This window comes from Limosilactobacillus reuteri, assembly GCF_002254085.1.
Taxonomy (GTDB): Bacteria; Bacillota; Bacilli; order Lactobacillales; family Lactobacillaceae; genus Limosilactobacillus; species Limosilactobacillus reuteri_K.
This window is the reverse complement of the sequence record NZ_NGPY01000044.1, coordinates 107014-125804: the sequence shown is the minus strand read 5'-3', so window position 1 is coordinate 125804 and position 18791 is coordinate 107014. Positions and strand designations below refer to the sequence as shown.

General features: G+C 33.7%; 34 protein-coding genes. 27 read left to right on the top strand and 7 right to left on the bottom strand.

Annotation, left to right across the window (positions count from 1 at the left end):
• A partial coding sequence (locus CBG10_RS08240; RefSeq protein ID WP_263851424.1) for a UPF0236 family protein occupies positions 1-325 on the bottom strand: 325 nt, incomplete at its 3' end.
• Between the two features lie 306 nt (positions 326-631).
• On the opposite strand from CBG10_RS08240, the gene CBG10_RS08235 reads away from it, so the two are divergent.
• Positions 632-1516 (top strand): restriction endonuclease, encoded by an 885-nt coding sequence (locus CBG10_RS08235; RefSeq protein ID WP_179231253.1) that lies wholly within the window; start codon positions 632-634, stop codon positions 1514-1516.
• Between the two features lie 148 nt (positions 1517-1664).
• Here CBG10_RS08235 and CBG10_RS08230 read toward each other — a convergent pair whose 3' ends face one another.
• The 4 genes from CBG10_RS08230 to CBG10_RS08215 form a co-directional block, all read right to left on the bottom strand.
• Entirely contained in the window at positions 1665-2069 is a 405-nt protein-coding gene (locus tag CBG10_RS08230) for a hypothetical protein (protein ID WP_094512294.1), read from the bottom strand.
• A 95-nt stretch (positions 2070-2164) separates the two neighbouring features.
• Entirely contained in the window at positions 2165-3349 is a 1185-nt protein-coding gene (locus tag CBG10_RS08225; protein ID WP_094512293.1) for a tyrosine-type recombinase/integrase, read from the bottom strand.
• 50 nt (positions 3350-3399) lie between these two features.
• Entirely contained in the window at positions 3400-3867 is a 468-nt protein-coding gene (locus CBG10_RS08220; protein WP_063164478.1) for an ImmA/IrrE family metallo-endopeptidase, read from the bottom strand.
• Between the two features lie 57 nt (positions 3868-3924).
• Positions 3925-4341 (bottom strand): helix-turn-helix domain-containing protein, encoded by a 417-nt coding sequence (locus CBG10_RS08215; RefSeq protein ID WP_094512291.1) that lies wholly within the window; start codon positions 4339-4341, stop codon positions 3925-3927.
• Positions 4342-4477: 136 nt separating this feature from the next.
• Between CBG10_RS08215 and CBG10_RS08210 the strand changes: the two genes are divergently transcribed.
• Both CBG10_RS08210 and CBG10_RS08205 read left to right on the top strand, forming a co-directional pair.
• Positions 4478-4717 (top strand): helix-turn-helix domain-containing protein, encoded by a 240-nt coding sequence (locus CBG10_RS08210; protein WP_094512290.1) that lies wholly within the window; start codon positions 4478-4480, stop codon positions 4715-4717.
• A 101-nt stretch (positions 4718-4818) separates the two neighbouring features.
• Complete coding sequence (locus tag CBG10_RS08205; RefSeq protein ID WP_179225381.1) at positions 4819-5031, top strand: toxin-antitoxin system HicB family antitoxin; 213 nt, start codon at positions 4819-4821, stop codon at positions 5029-5031.
• On the opposite strand, the gene CBG10_RS08200 is transcribed toward CBG10_RS08205, so the two are convergent.
• Positions 5006-5188 (bottom strand): Arc family DNA-binding protein, encoded by a 183-nt coding sequence (locus CBG10_RS08200; RefSeq protein ID WP_094512287.1) that lies wholly within the window; start codon positions 5186-5188, stop codon positions 5006-5008. The two genes, CBG10_RS08205 and CBG10_RS08200, sit on opposite strands and share 26 nt — an antisense overlap.
• 61 nt (positions 5189-5249) lie before the next feature.
• On the opposite strand from CBG10_RS08200, the gene CBG10_RS08195 reads away from it, so the two are divergent.
• The 23 genes from CBG10_RS08195 (at position 5250) to CBG10_RS08085 (ending at position 17382) form a co-directional block, all read left to right on the top strand.
• The gene (locus tag CBG10_RS08195; RefSeq protein WP_063164481.1) at positions 5250-5498 is read left to right on the top strand and encodes a hypothetical protein; all 249 of its coding nucleotides are present in this window, start codon (positions 5250-5252) and stop codon (positions 5496-5498) included.
• A 268-nt stretch (positions 5499-5766) separates the two neighbouring features.
• Complete coding sequence (locus CBG10_RS08190; RefSeq protein ID WP_094512285.1) at positions 5767-6048, top strand: hypothetical protein; 282 nt, start codon at positions 5767-5769, stop codon at positions 6046-6048.
• 3 nt (positions 6049-6051) lie between these two features.
• Entirely contained in the window at positions 6052-7377 is a 1326-nt protein-coding gene (locus tag CBG10_RS08185) for a DnaD domain protein (protein WP_094512284.1), read from the top strand.
• 23 nt (positions 7378-7400) lie between these two features.
• Entirely contained in the window at positions 7401-7568 is a 168-nt protein-coding gene (locus CBG10_RS11255) for a hypothetical protein (protein ID WP_172401348.1), read from the top strand.
• Between the two features lie 136 nt (positions 7569-7704).
• On the top strand, positions 7705-7911 hold the full coding sequence (locus CBG10_RS08180; RefSeq protein ID WP_143452358.1) for a hypothetical protein: 207 nt from the start codon (positions 7705-7707) through the stop codon (positions 7909-7911).
• Positions 7912-7921: 10 nt separating this feature from the next.
• On the top strand, positions 7922-8254 hold the full coding sequence (locus CBG10_RS08175; RefSeq protein WP_094512281.1) for a hypothetical protein: 333 nt from the start codon (positions 7922-7924) through the stop codon (positions 8252-8254).
• Between the two features lie 201 nt (positions 8255-8455).
• Positions 8456-8698 carry a hypothetical protein gene (locus CBG10_RS08170; RefSeq protein ID WP_094512279.1) on the top strand — a complete coding sequence of 81 codons (243 nt, stop codon included), beginning with the start codon at positions 8456-8458 and terminating at the stop codon, positions 8696-8698.
• On the top strand, positions 8698-8946 hold the full coding sequence (locus CBG10_RS08165; protein WP_094512278.1) for a helix-turn-helix domain-containing protein: 249 nt from the start codon (positions 8698-8700) through the stop codon (positions 8944-8946). Before CBG10_RS08170 ends, CBG10_RS08165 begins: the two co-directional genes overlap by 1 nt.
• Positions 8943-9164 (top strand): hypothetical protein, encoded by a 222-nt coding sequence (locus CBG10_RS08160; RefSeq protein ID WP_086878906.1) that lies wholly within the window; start codon positions 8943-8945, stop codon positions 9162-9164. Before CBG10_RS08165 ends, CBG10_RS08160 begins: the two co-directional genes overlap by 4 nt.
• A 14-nt stretch (positions 9165-9178) precedes the next feature.
• Positions 9179-9547: a hypothetical protein gene (locus CBG10_RS08155; RefSeq protein WP_094512276.1), complete on the top strand. Its 369-nt coding sequence runs from the start codon at positions 9179-9181 to the stop codon at positions 9545-9547.
• A gap of 23 nt (positions 9548-9570) precedes the next feature.
• Entirely contained in the window at positions 9571-9909 is a 339-nt protein-coding gene (locus tag CBG10_RS08150) for a hypothetical protein (protein WP_086878908.1), read from the top strand.
• Between the two features lie 23 nt (positions 9910-9932).
• Entirely contained in the window at positions 9933-10274 is a 342-nt protein-coding gene (locus tag CBG10_RS08145; RefSeq protein WP_094512275.1) for a hypothetical protein, read from the top strand.
• A complete protein-coding gene (locus CBG10_RS08140; protein ID WP_094512273.1) occupies positions 10261-11469 on the top strand; it encodes a hypothetical protein in 1209 nt (402 codons plus the stop codon). Before CBG10_RS08145 ends, CBG10_RS08140 begins: the two co-directional genes overlap by 14 nt.
• Before the next feature lie 17 nt (positions 11470-11486).
• Entirely contained in the window at positions 11487-11882 is a 396-nt protein-coding gene (locus CBG10_RS08135; protein WP_094512272.1) for a hypothetical protein, read from the top strand.
• Positions 11883-11893: 11 nt separating this feature from the next.
• Positions 11894-12112 (top strand): hypothetical protein, encoded by a 219-nt coding sequence (locus CBG10_RS08130; RefSeq protein ID WP_094512271.1) that lies wholly within the window; start codon positions 11894-11896, stop codon positions 12110-12112.
• Positions 12113-12340: 228 nt separating this feature from the next.
• Positions 12341-12694, top strand: coding sequence for a YopX family protein (locus CBG10_RS08125; RefSeq protein WP_094512269.1), 354 nt, complete (start codon positions 12341-12343; stop codon positions 12692-12694).
• A 19-nt stretch (positions 12695-12713) separates the two neighbouring features.
• Positions 12714-13049: a hypothetical protein gene (locus CBG10_RS08120; protein WP_094512267.1), complete on the top strand. Its 336-nt coding sequence runs from the start codon at positions 12714-12716 to the stop codon at positions 13047-13049.
• 44 nt (positions 13050-13093) lie between these two features.
• Positions 13094-13630 carry a thioredoxin family protein gene (locus tag CBG10_RS08115; RefSeq protein WP_179225382.1) on the top strand — a complete coding sequence of 179 codons (537 nt, stop codon included), beginning with the start codon at positions 13094-13096 and terminating at the stop codon, positions 13628-13630.
• A complete protein-coding gene (locus tag CBG10_RS08110; protein ID WP_094512264.1) occupies positions 13623-14642 on the top strand; it encodes a hypothetical protein in 1020 nt (339 codons plus the stop codon). The genes CBG10_RS08115 and CBG10_RS08110 overlap by 8 nt, the downstream gene beginning before the upstream one ends.
• 736 nt (positions 14643-15378) lie before the next feature.
• A complete protein-coding gene (locus CBG10_RS08100; protein WP_094512262.1) occupies positions 15379-15837 on the top strand; it encodes a hypothetical protein in 459 nt (152 codons plus the stop codon).
• A 21-nt stretch (positions 15838-15858) separates the two neighbouring features.
• Entirely contained in the window at positions 15859-16500 is a 642-nt protein-coding gene (locus tag CBG10_RS08095; RefSeq protein ID WP_225361559.1) for an ASCH/PUA domain-containing protein, read from the top strand.
• A gap of 25 nt (positions 16501-16525) precedes the next feature.
• Positions 16526-17116: a hypothetical protein gene (locus tag CBG10_RS08090; protein WP_094512260.1), complete on the top strand. Its 591-nt coding sequence runs from the start codon at positions 16526-16528 to the stop codon at positions 17114-17116.
• Between the two features lie 26 nt (positions 17117-17142).
• Positions 17143-17382, top strand: a complete 240-nt coding sequence (locus CBG10_RS08085; RefSeq protein ID WP_143452747.1) for a hypothetical protein — start codon at positions 17143-17145, stop codon at positions 17380-17382.
• A gap of 380 nt (positions 17383-17762) precedes the next feature.
• Here CBG10_RS08085 and CBG10_RS08075 read toward each other — a convergent pair whose 3' ends face one another.
• A complete protein-coding gene (locus tag CBG10_RS08075) occupies positions 17763-18338 on the bottom strand; it encodes a hypothetical protein (RefSeq protein WP_094512255.1) in 576 nt (191 codons plus the stop codon).
• Between the two features lie 269 nt (positions 18339-18607).
• Between CBG10_RS08075 and CBG10_RS08070 the strand changes: the two genes are divergently transcribed.
• Positions 18608-18790, top strand: coding sequence for a hypothetical protein (locus CBG10_RS08070; RefSeq protein ID WP_094512254.1), 183 nt, complete (start codon positions 18608-18610; stop codon positions 18788-18790).
• Position 18791 lies beyond the last annotated feature (1 nt).

Genomic DNA, 18791 nt, shown 5'->3' with positions numbered 1-18791 from the left:
TCATTAAGTAGTGTGGCGATAAACGACGACGTGGTTTAATTTTTAATTGTTGGTCTAAGTAAAATTCACGTTTCTTTGTCCCAGCCTGATAATACCGTCGTTGAAAAGTCACCGGGCCAAAGATAAAATTAAGCGTCCGTGGCTGTTTATTGATTACTTGATAGTTCGCTGGAGCTTGGGACTTTAAGCTTCGATCTAAGCTTTCCAAAAAGTTTTGCATGATTACTTGTCCTAACTCCAATACCCCTTTTAAAATAATCTGTTCAGCTTCAAATAAACTGCCTGATTTCACCAAATTCTGCTCGATTTCTGTTAAAATATCCATGAGGAAAGACCTGCCTTTGCTTAGTATTCGACACACTAAAGGCTACCGGTCTTTTCTTTTTTTGTAAATAAGTAAATTGGTCTACAAAAAAGATTTCCACGACCAGATGAATTATTCATCCAACCTATGAAAATCTTACACTAACTTGGCTGGATAACACTTGCCAAAAATAATTATGCTACTAGTTTACATTTTCTAAGGTCATCTGAAAAACTTATTTTTTCAACTACATACACTCCGCTCAATTTAGATGGAAGTATTGATACCGATGCACTTATGTGGAATAAAACTACCTTTAAGGATGAAGTGTCATGGTATAAACAAGATGGCATAGGAAACTCTTTTTGGATTTTAAGTTTAGGATTAAACGAAAAACTATCTTTACTAGCTGATAAAGTGTATTCTTTAGGATTTAGTGTTTCAAAAAATGCTGAATTAGTAATGGAATTTCTTAAGTATGACCACTGTATAGCGATGTTCTATAAATATAAATCAAAAGATTCTAATAAAGTTATGAAAGATATGCTAGACGGAACTTTAACATTAGAAGAACTAAGCAAGCATACAGATCTTTTTATAAATAATGATGAGTCTCCAATAAACCTAAATTACGAAATACTTGCAGCAGTTGCATTTTCTCTTAAGAAAAATGGTTCTTTAATTAAATTTAATACATTGGAAGATCTATATTTTAAAATAAGGAGACAATATATTGAATCACAAAGAAATCCAATATTACCTCATAATATCAATGTAGAAGGTCAAAATGTAGAAGATCAATACGAAGCTTTATATTCTAATAAAAATAATCTTACTAGATCTTTTAATTATGAATTCGATGAACTGAATCCTTTTGAATTAGAAGAAAAAGTTGCATTATTATATGAAATATTAGGTTATAAATCAGAGGCAACAAAAAAATCAGGGGATCAAGGCGCGGATGTAATAATTGTAGATCCTAAAACTGGAATTAAAAGTGTAATACAAATTAAAAAATATACCTCTAAGGTTAGTAACTCTGCAATACAACAAGTAATAGCTGCAAAGGCTTTTTATAATGCTCAAGAGGCAATTGTTATGACTACAAATTATTTTACAAAGAGTGCAATAGATTTAGCAGAGAATACAGGAGTAATTCTTTATGATAGGGACCAATTTTCAGCATTTATTAGTAGGGTGTATAAATTGTAATACAATTCTTTTATCATATAACAACTAATTGAATGTTCATTACGGTCTGTTAATTCTAAAATTAGGAAATGAATATTGGTTTAAAATACATTACCAATAAAAATAAGCAGCAATTCTTTCCGGGTGGAAGATAATTGCTGCTTATTTTTTATTCAAATGGGGCACGTTTAGTTGGCATCTCTTTTCCAGTAAAGGGATCATACATAGCCCATTTATCCCAATAATCTACTAATTCTTGGCGGAATACTTTCTGAGCTTCTGGAATAGAAATATGGTCAATCCGGGAGATTCGTTCCACATAAGGTTTCCATTCGTCTGGAATTTGAATACTGTCTAATGAAGCTTCTTCAAGAATATAACCTTTGAAATCTTCTTTATATCCTAAATGATCAAACAAGAGCTTACCCATTACATTTGCATCGTGAATAATCTTTTGGGCCGTTTCTTCTGTATAGACGAGTGAATATTCAAGTGGGGCTTCATCAATAAGATCAGCAGATTTACAAAAATATTGGTTAGTATGAGGGTTCTTCATTCGATATAAAATAGTCATAAAATAATAGCTCCTTTAAACATATGTTCGCTAACACTATAACATAGGTAATTGTTTTTATCAAACATATGTTCTAGGGACTGAGAAAGTATATATTAAAGCTTACTTAACTTATCAGCTAAAGATTCTTCCATTTCTTTAGTAACGTGTAAATAAATTTCTTCTGTAATTTTACTATTTTCATGTCCTACGTGATTTTTTATAACGTATAAGGGAACTCCAAGTTCTGCTAATTTTGAAACATGAGTATGGCGAAAAAAATGTGTAGTAACACTTTTATCAATTTTTGCTCCTGCTTCTAATCGATGGAGGAAACGATCTAAATGTGATGCATCAAATGGACGATTACTTCGTGAATCTTTATTAATAAAAATCAAGTCATTTGGATCTTTATTAAGGCTAAGTTCTTTATAAATATTGACAGCCTTTTGTGGCAATAGTACTTCTCGATTACTAGCAATTGTTTTTGCACCGTCAGTTTTCTTGACTGAAACTTTAACTGTAGGGTTACTTACAGTCCCTAATAATTCTCGTTGGTGTGAAAGGGAACCATCAATAATTGCTTTGTACTTGCCTTCTTCTTTGATTATGTCTTTTACATAAAGTCCGGCAGCCTCTCCACAACGCATACCAGTCAAATAAAGCCATTCTAGGAAAAGCTTGATATCGTTACGACCTTTTTCCTCACAAGCATGGAGGATTGCATGATATTCACCATCAGTCAAATATTTATTTTCAATACGATCACGCTTTCGTTTAATCTCGCTTCGCCATGTTATTTCAACATCTTTGACCGGATTCTTTTTAAGATAGCCATATTTAACGCCAAATTTATATGTCATTGATAAGTATTTCTTGTAATTTTGGATTGAAGCATTGGTTAAAGGCTTATCTGGATCATAAAGCTTTTGATCTAAATAGCGATTAAGTATTTCTGTAGTTATTTTATTAGCAAGGGTATCGTTACCTAAGTCATTACAAATCCGTTTAAGTCCTCGAAAGGCATTATAGTAAGTATTAACCGCTACCCTTTGTTTATATATAGTTAGAAATTTGTCAGCAAGGTTTCGAAGTGAAATATCTTTATCTGTGAAGTATTCCTTTTGCTTAGCTTTTTCAATTTTTTTTGCTAGTTCAATGGCTGCTGCTCTTTTAGTTTGATTGTTATTTTTAAGATAACTAACAGATACTTTTTTATATTTTCCCGTTAATGGACTTTTATAGTTTTCACCAAAACGATATCTGACTTTGCCACGTACGGTATATTTTTCAACCCACATTTTTATCTCCTTTAGTTTATATTGTGCAAAACGTACGTTCTTTTAGAGCGCTAAATAAAAACGCCAGTAGAAGAAATAGCTAATTCTCTATATTTTTTGCGCATTGCAAATAATGTAAAATTAGTAGCTCTATCAACGCTTTCTGTCATTGAAATAGGAATTCGAAAGGCTTCAATTAATTGCTGCTTAGTCTCAAAAGTGATGTCATGTGTACGGCAATAATCTAAAAGTAACATAATTGCAATTAGATCACCATCACTCTCAGCTTTCTCATTAACACTACAATAATTACAACTAAGACTAACTTCATCACCAGATAAAATATGTCCAATTTCATGAGCTAGTGTTAGTGGTCGTTCGCAAGCTGGAAACCAGTTAGGATTGTACCAAACGCATCGCAATTCAATTTGCGATTGTGGTACCCAGTCACTTGGCCATTGGCTTTCAGTAAGGACAGTAATGTTATGTTCCTTAGCAACACCTTTTAACCATTCAATAAGATCTTCCATCTTGTTCATCAACATCACCTTTTTTCTCATCAACTTTATATTCAGTTAGTCTATGTATTATAATTATTATTTTTTCTTATTTTGTTTATTATGCATTGCCTTTTGTGATTCTAGAAAGGACTTAATTGAGTTGCGCATAAATGCTTTTTGCTCATCACTAATTTGAAGGCCTTCATAAGAGCGTAAACCGTTAAAGTAATGATCGATATCTTCGGAAGTTATATCACCATTTCCCTTTTTTGTGTTTTCAACTTGTTCCTCTGGATGTCTACGCTCTTTTTTATCGCTCACACCCATTAACCATCCTTCATCTACATTTAATACTTTTGCTAAATTATAAAGATTAACTTGTTTAGCTTTGTATTTACCATGAATATATCCTGATATAACCGTCCTATCAATGTGAGCCCGCCTTCCCAGTTCTGACTGGGTAAGGCCGGAATTTGAAAGAGCTTCGTTTAATCGTTCTTGAAATGAAGCCATTATTATTCACTCCTTACAAAAGTTATTTTACAATTTTTGTTGATGAAACACAACAATTCTTGTTGACAAAACACAACAAATGAATTATCCTTACTTGTGTTGAGAAAACTCAACAAAACGTGAGGGGGTGTAGAGTTTGGAAATAAGCTTTGACTATAGTTTATTACGGCAGAGAATGAAAAGCCATAGATATTCTATAGAGGCATTAGCTTCTAAAGTAGGCATGGATAGATCATCACTAAGTTTACGGTTGAATAACAGACGTGAATTTACCCAAGAAGATATGCTAAGAATTTCTAAGGTGTTAGATATTCAACTTGATGACCTAGTAGATTATTTTTTTAAAAATAATGTTGAGAAAACTTCACAAAAATAATTCGTGTAAAACATTCTACATTGAAAATAAAGATTCTTAATTCAAATATTACTGATCATGGAGAATAAAAGATAATCAAGAGCAAGATCGAGGTGATGAAGATGATGGCAAACGGTTGGAAGAGCAGAGAACAAATTATGAAAGATTATGGATATAGTGAAGGAAAATCCACAAATTCTATGAAGCTAAAACAAATAACGCTCCGTCTACCTTATAACTTATACGAAAAAGCTAAAAGAGAAGCGGAGCGAGAAGGATATAGTTTCAATGCATATGCACTGAAAGCCATTAATCATTATTTATTGAATTTTTAATTGGGCCATTGTTCTTTTCAAAGTTACTTACATGCTTAATAACTAATTGCTCTATTTCTTTATTTGCTGATCGTCCATTGTAGTCAGCAATGTATTTTAATTTATCCATAAGTTCTGGAGGAATACGTAATCCAAACATAGGATATTTTGAAGCCATTAAATATCATCTCCATTGAGAGTTATCTTTATGTATTCATTTATGAGAGAAGGTGATGAAAATGATGGCAAACGGTTGGAAGAGCAGAGAACAAATTATGAAAGATTATGGATATAGTGAAGGAACTTTTGGTGATCGAATGCGTGAATGTCTTGAATCTCCATACAGCAGTGCCGTTGTTAGCGACACCTCTAAGTATGCAATTATTATTGAACCGCTTTATCAAAAGTTCCTTATGTGGCGATCAGAAAAAATCCGTAATGAGAAGTCGGAAAAATCGGGTCGTTTAACTAGAGGTAAGCATGATTAAAAATCTAAAGAATTAATCATAAATTGGCAGAACTTGGAAAATTCATGATACTGCTCAAAGATTGAATAAAGGTGACAACTGGATGAGGAAGGCTACTAAATAATTCTTGTTATCTTGATGACCTTAGACGGATGGAAGAAGAAACTGTTTGGAAATCCCACGGTGCTTCTCCTTGGATGTTTAAGGCGACAACCTTTGCACAATGGTTGGAAGAGCATTGACTGAGTTTCCAATGAATGGAAGTAAGTAATAAAACGAGGTGATAAGGATGCCTAGGATTATAAAAATCCAGCGAAAGCCAGCGGATAACAGTCGGACTAGAATTCCTAATAGTTTATTTGATAGAGGTCTGACTTTGGAAGCGTTAGGATTATATGGCTTCTTGCTTAGTCGAAAGCAAATAGAATTTAGCCTTGAAGAAATTAAAAATAGATCAATTGATCCATTAAAAAGTAATTTGGAAATTCTTGATGAACTAGAACAACATCATTTAATTATGAAAGTATCTAAAGCTCTTACTTGGAAAGTCAATCGAATAAAACAGGTGTAGCCTATGCCAAAAATTAAAAAAATATATGACAAAGGCTTTACAACACAGTGTAATGTGCTAATTGAAGATACACGTCCTACCTGGAAGGCTAAAGGAATTTTCCAATATTTATGGAGTAGACCGGATGATTGGGTGTACTACCAAGAAGAGGTAGCTACTCATGCAGCAGATGGAGTCAAAAGTTTAAGATCAGGATTAAGAGAATTAGAAAAATATGGTTATCTTAAACGATCACGTGTTCGAGAAAATGGAAAGTTTAAAGAGCCAATTTGGGAGTTATGCGAAGATCCTAAAAAGGCTGAAAAAATTATAAAAGTGTCGAAAAAGGCTAATAATTCGGCAATTCCACCTAAAGGCCAAAAGGGCATCTTGGTGGAACCCACTGATAATTCAACATTCTCACCTAAAGGCCAAAAGGGCATCTTGGTGAGAAACCCCGGTAAATCAACATTTTCACCTAAAGGCCGAAATGGCACACTACTAAATACTAATTTAAACCAAACAGTAGGTAGTAGTAAGTATGCTGCTAGCAAAGCAGCGCAGACTGACGAACAGATTCTTGCAAATAATCTCTGGAATGATATCTGGGGTAAACCTTCTTTGTTCGTCGAAAAGCAAATTAGCCAATGGGTTAATGAATTTGGAATTGACGTTGTCGCCCATGCCTTTAACTATGCCAAATGGAAAGTGGAGCAAGCATCAGCAGCAGGCTCCTACCTAGCAAAGGTATTTGACAATTATCGGCAAAACAACGTTCAAACAGCTTCTCAAGCAGCAGAAGCTGATGCAATGAATTTACATCGTTCAAAGCTCTCGCAAAGAGCTAAGCAAAGCGATTCTACTACTACGCCTAGCAAAGGCAAATCATCTCGCAAAGATGATCTTAAAAATTTAATAAAAGACGAACCAGAAGCCATCTGTTACCGAGCAGCACGTTTAGCAAAAATCAATTTAAGCGGAGCAGACCAGCAGACTCTTAATGAGTTTGTCAGGCGTTTAGGGCCTAAGCTAGTCCTAAATGCGATTGAGGTTGCTAAACAAGAAACAAGGTACCAGTACCCTTCGTGGGGTTTTCTTAGATCGATTCTAAGGCGATATGAGGCTCAGGGAATCAAGACGGTTGAAGACGTTGAAAGCGATGATAGCAATATGCCTAGCAAAGGTAATTCAAAGCGATATAAGCGCCATAAGCCGATTAAAGAGCCAATGCCAGAATGGAGTCGAAAATCGAAAGAAGAGCTCTACAAAAAGGCAGATCCGAAAGTGATACGTAAGCTTAAAGAACGAATTGCTAACCGCAATAAGGGGCGAAAAGAAGCTTCTGGTTAAGCAAGACAGGGAGGATTAACGATATGGGGACGAAGAAACAAGCGCGAATTATTGCACAGCTAGCTCACTTAATCACAAACAGAAGTGAACGGCTAAGTAACCAAGACAGTCTCTCAACTAGTGTCAGCATTAAGCTTACGCAAGAAATTAGGACTTACTGCTTTTTGATTCGAGTATTTCAGGAAAATTAATTCGAGGGAGATTTTGAAAATGAATAGGAATAAATTGATTGACAATATTTTGACAGTATTCATGCTTTTAGGGATTTGCTGCATTCTAGATGCGATATTCTTAGCCATCGTTCTCTTTGCACCTTTAGGAAGGTAAGTGGCGATGAAACATTTGAATTGGGCTGCAATTTTATTGGTTGGCTGGGCGTTTTGCTTTCAAATTTTCATGATTGTAGCGATTAAACGGCTGATTGAATTTTTGAGCGTTAACACAGTTTTATCGGTTTTGGGAACATTGCTGCTCAGCACCATTTTAGGTAGCACCCTGATGTTATTGATTATTCAAAACGAAAGTGGGGAATAGAGAAAATACAATGAAAACGAAACCGACAGAAATTTATAGTGCTCATGACTGGTGGAAGCAAACGGGAAGAAAAACAGTTGCTGATTATTTAGAGAATGTGGTTGAAGATTTTGAAGTCTATGTGATTGAAGTTGAAGGTAATAGTTTTTTAGTGCTTTTACTAGATGATTTAAGTAATCTAGTTAATCCAAAATTTAATAAGTTTACAGTGACCTCGCTCCTTTCGGCAACTTGTTTTCAATCTGAATCACTGGCTAATTCTATGCTAGGGCTCCTTGCTAAATGTGGTGTAGACACTAAAAGGTTAAAGATTAGTAAGTTGTCAAAGTATTTGAAGCCTTGAATTGTTAAGGAGCGTGATTGTTAAAAATGAGTAAGCGAGAATTACTAGTAAAATCGACGTTCACTTTCCTCTGTGGTAGCGTCAATAGTCGGCTTATCTCTTTTGATAATTTTTAACAATCCAATAGGTCTATTAATTGAATTTATTGCACTTGTAATTTTATTCGTTGTACTTGTTTGGTTTTTATAGGAGGTAAGTTAGATGAAACTAACTGAAAAACAGAAGAATTGTCAGCTTCATAATAAGTCTTTCACGGGACAACCGCTTGAAGAGGTGGTAACTGGAGAGGGGACCGCACTACGGATTGAAGAAGCCGCAAAAAATGAATGGATATTAAAAATTGATTATCCTGATGATGCAGGAAATTTAAGTGGATTGACCGAGAGTGTTGATATTGTAGCTTGTCCGTTTTGTGGGACACCTTTAAACGAGGAGGAAGATTGATGTTACTACTTACAAGAAAGAATCGAATCAAAGAGCTATGCAAGAGTAGTGGAATGACCATGGAGGAACTAGCTAATCAATTACATGTTTTCCCATCTACTGTAGACCAATGGGCTAATGGGAAGCGGCTGCCATTTGATTCAACTAAATGGAAAGAAATTGCAGATATTTTCAATGTTCGGATCGATTACGTAATGGGATTGGATCGAATTGATCCAGAACACTATTACGAGGAGGAAGAGAAATGAAAACTACAAAACTTATTACCACATTAGGTGTTTTAGCACTTGTTGGCGCGGTAGCCTATAAAGCTAGTAAGCAACGGCACCTAACATCTATCAAATATTATTCAACGAAAAACCCAAGCAATCAATCTAAGGACAAAGTTAATAGCGAAGAAAATATAGGGAGACACTGGGTTAGTGGCAACCAGGTTGTTGATGATGACAGTGTGCATTATTTTTAGGAGGTGAGTTTGGAGTGATAGTAAAAGTTGGTCATTACTTGCTTGAAGCGTATCCAGTTGAAAATTATGTTTATGAAGTATCATATTGCGGTAGAAAAGAGTTTTACCAAGATGCTTGGGACGCTTTTCATTCAACGCTTTACACAAAAGATGTTTTGAATGCAACAATTACTAAAATTCCAGTTAGGCCTATTAGTGAAAAGAGAATCGAGGATAGATTGCTATATCAAAGGTTGAATGATAAAGACTGGGATCCGCCAGCAGTAGAAGAATTTAAACAATCAAGGCTTTATCTTTTTAGACTGTGTCTTAGAAAAATAGGTCTTCCATTATTGATTATGTTATATGTTGCAATTTGGATTGGCTTAGCAATTTTTAAGTAAAGATTGGCCGAGGAGGTAACAAAATGGGGAAAGATTATTCATTAAGCTCAGAATTATGTCTTAGTAATTGGACTACAGAAGCTCTTGATAATTCTGCAAAGCGCTGGATGAAAGATAGAAATCAGCAGTCTAGTGCAAGTGTTTATGTAATTAGCGATGAAGATTGTAATTTTCTGAAGATTGATTTTGAAGATCCGGTAAAGCAGGCTGATGTTCTAAAAATTAATCGGGTTTCTCTTACTTCAGCAACAGTATTTAAGACTATTCAATCTGCTAATGCTGTCATCAGTTTTCTAGAGGCTGTGGGGGATAAAATGTTGAAAGAGTTGCAAGTACAAAAGCTGCAAGGTTTATTGCATTAGCATTGCGAAATGAGGGTGAGTATATGGAATTTAAAGAACAAGAACGGAACTCGCTTGAATTAGTTAGCCAAATTTTAAAAGACAGTCCATTCAGTGGCTGGGTAATCGTAGCACAATCTCCGGAGGAACAAGATATGATTTCAATCACTTCTGGTGGTAAGGGAATTTCACATGGTGCGTTAGTGAATGGACTTTATGATTCAGCAAACCGTTTTGCACAATTAAATTTTAAGAGCAAAATTACTAAGACTGATTTTATTTTGACGATGGCAGAAGCAATGGGAGTCTCAATGGTTAATTTAAGATCGACCATTGAGAAAAACTACAAAATATTTAGGGAGGCTGTTGCAAATGCAAAAAAGTAATGCATCACAATCGGGGTATCAAATTGAAAACTCGAATAATGGTTTTGCTCAAATAACAAATACTGAAAGTCAGGCTGTCTTTGTTCCTAGTGAACTGTCAGAGAGCTATAAAGCTTTGTCTCCTGAGGAACGGCAATGGTGGCTTGGAATTGAACGAAAGGTTGATAATAACCGGCGTGACTATATTATCCGTTTTGGCACAATTCTAAAAGAAATTAAAGACAAAACTAGTCGTCAAGGAAATCGTGATAAAGACAAGATTACATTTGAGCGATGGATTAAGGCTCATCATGTTTCAAAGGGGAATGCCTATAACGCTATTAACATTGCGCAAGCATATTATCGAATTAAAGCACAGAATGATCCGGATGAAGAGCTGATGCTTGATAATTACCTAAGCCTTCCTAAAATGGCCCAATTAGCAATCGCAACCGGAAAGGCTGATCCGGAACAGGAAAAATATTTGTTGCACGCAACTGTAGAAGCTCGTAGTTCACGAATTTGGCAGGAAATGGCTAAGTCAATTAGTAAGAAAAACGAACTTGCTAAAAGTCAATCTGACAAGATTCAAAAGCTCAATTCTGAAAATCAGCGTTTAGCTAACCGCTTAGCAGATGTTGAAAACTCGCGGGCCGAAATTATGAATGAGCTGAATGATTTACGAGAAGGAAAAAGACACTTAGAAATGCAACTGGAAGAGCAAAAAAACAAGGAGCCGGAATTGGTTGAAGTTGCACCTGATGATTATGATGAATTAAAGGCTGATAAAGAAGAAGCTGAAAGCTTACTTGCTGATCGGGAAGAAAAACTCAAAAAAGTTAAAGCAGAGTTAAAAGCTGCTCAAGAATCAGGACAACAGGTTGATGATCTTGCTAGACAAGTTAACGACTTAATTCAAAAAAATAATGCGTTGCGGACACAGATTAAGCAACAAGAATCAGTGGAAAGTAAACATGACGAAGCCTTTAAGCGTGTTTCGTCGCTTTCATCTGAAATGTTAGCAAACTTAGTAAAAGATTTTGACCTAATGCAAGTTTTACCTGAAACCAAATTTTTAAGTCAGAAGGATTTAGCTCAGACTGATTTAGTAAAACTAGCAGAAATGTTTGAAAACAAGGGGTCAGAAATTCGCGAAAAACTACTGGCCACTCATGATAATAAACAAGTAATTGACGGTGAATTTAAGGAGGCTTAAGGGGGGAGAATGAAGAGATGATGTACGTGAAAGGAAGATTTGTTAACGCTAATGGACTTGAAAAAAGGCCTTGGTATTTTGCAGTTTCCTCGAATAAATTACGGGATTTTAAGTTGGCCATACAACTTTACAAGAAAAAGTCGGTGTTAGTAATGGTTAGCGATAGACGGAAATATGTAAGGGTAGCTCAAGTTGAACCTAAAATCATCAAAACACTTCCTAATAGTGGAAAAAGTGTAGGCAATTTAATTGCAATCTTAAAAGCAAGTAACGGCCGGCCAATTGAATTGTTTAAATTAGTTCAGAGTTTTCCGGACGACTTAAAAAACATTACGGTTGCTGAAATTGCAGCTCTTCATTTGCCAAGTCTAAATCGTAAACTTGACCCTAATGTTCACCACCTTCCTAAATGAGGCTCGAAGCAATGATTTATCGTAGACGATTAACCCGAGCAGAATTACGCCAACGGGCTAGCCACAAGATGATTAATGGATCATGGAATGACGAGGAAGCAAATGAGCACGAAACACAACTAAAAAATAGGAAAAATACTGGTCGATGGATAGCACCTATTTTAGGCACCATTGTATTGACCTTATTTATTTTTTTGCTTTTTTGGAATTTGTATCACTTTTTTCAGTGACTAAGGGGACAAAATTTATGAGTTATAAGGAAAAATTAAATCATGATTAGGAAAAAATTGCCACCAAAACGGTCGATATATCGACGGGAGTTAAGGAAGAAAGCATTACCTAAAAATATTTTGTATACCATGCTGTTGACGTTTTTAATATTGATTCTATTGGTATTCTTACTGCTATTTGCAGCAATGATTAAGATTATTTTGACTTAAACGGAGGAAATTGAAGTTATGAAAGAAATTAAATTGCGGAAATATAATCAAGGCCTAAATCAATTGCTTTATTCAACTAGGTTAGAAGGAGAAAACGAACTGCGATTTAACTTTTCTCCTTTTGATGAGGGAAGTTCATGGATTGCAAATGGCTCACTTTCCAAAATTATGATGTACACGGGAGTTAATGATCAAAATGGGAAGAAAATTTATGAAGGCGATATTGTTCAAATAATTCATGATCAAGAACCTGTTATAAAGCAAACTGTCAGGTTTAACCACGGCAAATTTATCCCAGTATGTGATTATAGGTCAACGGAATTAAGAATAGTTGGTAATGTTTTTAGCTTAAAAAATGATGGTGAATCATAGTGAAAGAAGGAGAGAAAAATTGAAATACAAATTAAAATTTCAATTTGATGATTATAAAGGCTACGCTGTAATTACTTTACTCAAAGAAGAAAGCCTTGATGAATTAAAGCATGATTTGAATTTAGGTAAATATCTTTTGAATGCGGAAGAAAGCACTTTAGAGTTTTCAACATTTCAAAAATATAACGAAAAGCGATACCACTTAGTCCTTTATAAAAATAAAGATACACGCTTAACAATTGAGGGTACCTTCAATAGTACTCATGACTTGGGAATGAATTTAGTTGAAGCAGAATTACTGCAATTGAAAGAACAAAAACCTATGATGCAGGCTCAGCAACTTAGTTTTCTGTAAGTGATTCGATGCTAAGTAATAGATTAATTGGGGGTAAGTTTTTAATGAATAGATATGATCCAGAATTATTGCATCGTCGTAGAGTGATTACTTTTAGTGTATTAATAGTAGCCGTCATATTGCTTATAACGAGTTTTCTCTACGGAATTGGAGTGCTTCATCGAAGTAGTACAAAAACGCAACAAGCAGCTCTTAAAAGCAATGAGCCGGTGGTAGTAATGTACTACTCTAAAACGTGTCCATATTGTAAAAAAGTAGCGATTGATGTTCATAAAAATGCTTGGGAAGTAACAGTAAATCAAGCCACGATTGGTAAGTTGATGCCATCACCATATCGCCATAAGAATTTATATTTACAATGGCAAAATAATGAAGATAAAAAGCTGTTTAAGCAAAACAATGTTAATTCAGTACCAACATTTATGGTTTATCGCAATGGAAAACCACAACCGATTGCTAACGCGAATGGAATTGATATTTATCAATATTCAGGTACTAATAAGCAGGTAATTGCTAACATCTACCATTACTTACAAATAAATAAACCGACAGAAAAGCAGCGGGGGGTAACCAATGAATAAAAGAAAATGGCGAAAAAAGATCCAATTCTGGATTGATAAGTATGGAAAAAGATTTGCTAAATTTAAGACTTGGTATGATGACCACGCAATGCAACGTAAATTAATTATTAGTGGCACACTCTTTTTAACAATGATAGGGTTGCTTGTTGGCACACGAGTTGCACCAAGCAAATCGCGCTTTGCCGATACTCCATTAAATACAGCAGAGAGTTTTGGTAATGACAGTAATGCCACAATAGCATTAACTTCCCGTAAATATAATGCTAAGCAACAATTCCTGGTTGCGCGCTTTAAGGTGGCTCCACAATCTGGTCAATATATCGATCCTAAAAATATTAAATTTAAGGTTCGTACATTAACAAAACAAGATGCTTCTTATCAGGTTATTCCACTTGTTAATAATAACTTTGTAGTAGTTATTGATAACTTACCGAAAGGATACAAAGCAATTCAGCTAGAAGCTATTAATAAACAAGGAGACAGTTCGCAAATTACTTATGATGCTTCTTCTAGTATTGATCCAGAATCTTTAAGTTCTAGCGATAGCGAATTTTCATCATCAAGCAGTGGGAATGGCCAGACAGGAGCAGGCAAAAATAGTTACAAATTTGTCATTAATGAAGATAAAAAATTTGTTGATAATCATTTAACTAGACAAACCCAAAAAGAATATGCGGTTCAATCATTACAAGAATCAATCAAGTTAATGAATAGAGAAATTCGGAAAGAAAAAGGAGCTTTGACTACCTATCAGAAACAACTAGCTGCAGATCAAGTAGCAATTTCTCAAGCAAAGAATAACCAACAATATCAAGTCGATAAAGATAGTAATTCTGATAATATTCAGCAAGCTCAAGCAGATATTGCGACTCAAAAGCAGAATATTAAGAATGTAAATAAGGTAATCAAACAAAGTAAATTACAAATCAAGCTTTATCAGAAACAAATTGATGATATTCAATCTGGTAAGTATAAGTTCCCAGCAAAAGTTGCAACTAAAAAGATGGAATAGGAGGAAATAAGAATATGAGTTTAACATTATTTATATTTTTTAGTTTACTTTAGAGTCTGTTCTATTCAGTTGGATATTCCTTAAAATATTATTTCGATTATGATCAACTAAAAGGTGCATTATATGGATATGTAGCACTGTTTATTTCAGGTATTATATATGTTTTTTGGAATCTTTTCCCAGTTAAAGAAAAATTTCTCTTTCTTATAAAATCAATAATATCAGCACCAATAATAATTACTGATTCATCAATAAATTTTGTAAAGCTTAATAGTAGTTATATTGTCGCTCTTGGGTCCTTTATGTTGGTAACACTTATTTTTCTTATAGTAAACTTCATTCTTGTTTCAAAAATAAAAGAATAGGAAGTTTGATAAAAGTTCAATTGTTATCAAAAAGAAAGGTGATAGTTAGGATGAAAATTATAGATCGCTTATACACCTTCGGTATCCTATGTACGCTGATGCTAGCTGGGTTTTATTTGTATGAGATATGTAATGGAATTGGAACAAATTTTCCAATACTCAATAAAGTAGTTCAAATATTTGGATATTATTGGACAAGTTTGGGAGTGTGCGTGAGTGTATTAAGATTTGCAATGGGTAAACCGTTAAAGGTATTACCAAAAACTAAAAGGAAGCTTTTGAGTATTTCTTTGTTTGGGTTGGCAATGCTAGTAGATATAATAATTTGTTTATTTCTCAAAGTAATTTGAGTTCAAGGAGGAAATAGATTGATGATTATAATTGATGATGAAACAGTAAAAGCAGCAAGCATAGAGCGAAACAGTGCCTTTTGCATCTACGTTGAGCAGTCATTACGTGACGTTACTCTTATTGAAGAAAAAATTGAATTTACTGATATTCCTCGTGAATATGATCTTAACTGTATCAATATACAAAAACTAGAAATTATGACTTCTAGTCAAAAGCAAAAGTCAGTTCTCTTTCAAGACTATTCAATTAAATTTGTGACTGACCCAGTAATGAATAAAGTTGAAGCAATTATTGATATTAAAGATGAAGGACTAAAAATGTTGCGTCATTTGGGAGTGGAGAAATTATCCTTTAACCTAGTCATTTCCATTCCTTCTAAAACAGGAAGTAGCCCGCTAATATATTCCGAAACGCTAAAAAAGTGTCAAGTATCAAGATGTTGTAAAAGGATGGCTTGTAATATAGCTGGTAGAAATTGAAAGAATGAACGGATGGTTAAAATGAATGAAATAGAAACAAAATCCTTTGAAGTAGTTCCAGTAATGATTGAGGTTATTGATAATCAAACTGGTAGTAAATCAATAATTAGGAAATATTATTCACTAGGGCGAAAAAAGAATGGCGATAAATATTTCAAAATTACAGGAATTACCGAATTCTATAAGCAGCATGCAAAAAACTTACAAAAAGACGCAGTAGTAATTATTCTTCCAAGCTTATGGCAACAAGATAATTCTGTAAGACTACGAAGCCGAATTATTGATGATAGCTTTTTGCACTGCGAAGTATTGGATTTAGGAGTTAAATATTGGCAAGAGATTTGGAAAGGTCATCTAAGTCCAAACTGGATTGAAAATTTAGAAGGAATAGAAGCCATTATAAAACAACCTAAGCAACCGAAAACAATTGACTTAAAAATTGAACCTAAATATTTTGAAGCTCAAGAAAAAGGAAATAAGAATTTTGAAATTAGAAAAAATGATCGTGGATATCAAGTAGGAGATTTACTTTTCCTTCATGAATACGAAGATAGTCAATATACTGGTAGGCTCTTAGTACGAAAAGTTACTTATATTACATCTTATAAGCAAAAAGAAGGATATGTAGTTTTAGGAACTACACGATTAGTAAGTGAAAATTAAAAATAGAAAAATTAAAGGAGACAATATGATTAGTCCAGCAGAATTTAAACAATGGTATAAAAACGCTGATTTGGAATTAATTGCAGGAAGTCATAATCAAGAAATAAATCTTGATACAAATTTATGGCAAGGATTTGAAGTTTACCTTCATTGGTACAAGAACAATAATTATTGGGATATAAAGCGAAATCGTTTCAATTCTAAATGTGAAGTATATAAAATTCAGAAGCGATTCTTCTCTAAAAAATATGACTTATTACTGACAAATGCTGAAATATTATCAGAATTAGACTCAACTGATCCAGCATTAATTGATTTGAGATTACAGAAGCCTTTTATCAATTTAATGGGTATTCAACTAACCGGCCTAGTTGAATATATGAATTCTGTTGCTTTGCTTAGAGCACGTTGTCTTCATAATATACAACGAGCTGAAATGAAGAAACAGGCATTACAACTTGATTTAAAAGATAGAGAGATTGCTAGACTTGCTTCTCAAAGTATCAATCTGAATGAACTATTAAATGATATTGATGGAGCTGATCTTGATGTGCCATTAGAAATTGCGCCGACAATGTTCTATGAGCGGTACAAAAAGATTATGAGCAATTATTAGTTACGTCTTAAATAGAAAGGAAGATTATGATGAGTACAAGATATGATAAAGTTATTAAATTTGAAGGAAAATATTTGAAAGTAAATACTTTAGCCCCAATTATTCTAGCTAAGCAATTAAAAAAAGGCACCATTCTTACTGATGAAATTATTAATAAGGACTTTGGACCTGCAAATTTTATTACTGTCGAAAATAAAGATGTAGTTGATGCCATTGATAATAAAACAAATGTGCAGGTTCAATTGGGGACGCTCAATAACTTTTAAATAATAAAATTTAGAAATAAATATAGCTAAAAAAGCCAGTCGATCGTAGGCTGGCTTTAGTTATAACTAACAAAAATGAGGTGATTTAAATGCAAATCAAGAACAATTTACAATTGATAACAAAATTATTCTTAGTTTTAATTGAAAGTTTTACTTTATTGTTACCCTTATGGATGACAGACTTGTATATCATTTACATCGGAAATATCAAAAATCAATTACTGAATAATAACTTAAGTAGAGAAATAAATTATATATTGCAGAGTTCAATTTTGGGATTGCTTCTTGTTTTCCTATGGATTATTACCCTGACATATTTTATTTCTGATTTAAAAAAATTGATATTTAATTTAAGTAAGAGGATGAAGTGATAGATTAAGTTAAAAAATTATTGTAGTAACGATAATTTCTACAAATAATAAAATACTCAATAAAATATTTAAGCAGGACGTTTTACTAAATTCAAATCTTTCAAAGCTTCCTGCAATATAAGCATATTGTATACCTAGATAAATTAAGACTGCTAAAAAACAAACAAAGATCTGCAATGTATTGGGTAAAAAATTAGAGTAATTATAAATTAGACTTTGATAATCATTGATTAAATTTTGCAAGTTTAGCAAGTCTCCCCACTTAAAACTATTAAAAATGTTAGTTGGCATTAAAGAATTATTAGTAGGAAGGATTGAAGCAACTTCTATCTTTAATAATATTGGAAACAGGAATCCAGAAAATATCCAAGATAAAGGGATTATAAAAAAAGTAAAAAGCATATAAGCTGGTGGCTTTGAAAAAGCAAATTTAAGTGCCTGAATATAATTCCATATCATAATTGCTAAAGTAAATAGACTAATTAATAAATATACGTACAAAAAATAAATTGGCTTTATTACAACAAGTGAAGAAGTAATTAATATGACTACTAAGAATGACAAAATGATATTTTTAGTGTGCATTTCTTTTCCCCCAAGATAAAATTTTAAATTTTTGGCGAAACTTTGAAAAGTATCAACAATAAATATACTACAAATGATGATGCTTTTTGTAGCTTTGCGTGATGCAAAAGCGCATTTTTCTGAGTGTCAAATAGTCGGCAGACGAGAAAATTTTAGGCCAATCGGGAATCCCCGCCACTGGCGGGTCCGAGCCTTCGCGAGGACAGATTCCCCTTATGCTCATTAATCAAAATAGCATTTAGAAAATGAAGAATAGAAGGTGTTATGAAATGACGATATTAGCTATGTACTATTTAATTCCACTGGTTGTCATTAGTTTTATTTCGTTTAGTTCCGGTGTAATGATTTTGTTAAAAAATTCAGAATCATTCAGTGGTCAATTAGTAGGATGTTTAGCGATTGTGATTGGGATTGGACTTGGCGTATGTATCGCTAAGTTGATAGGAGGTTAGA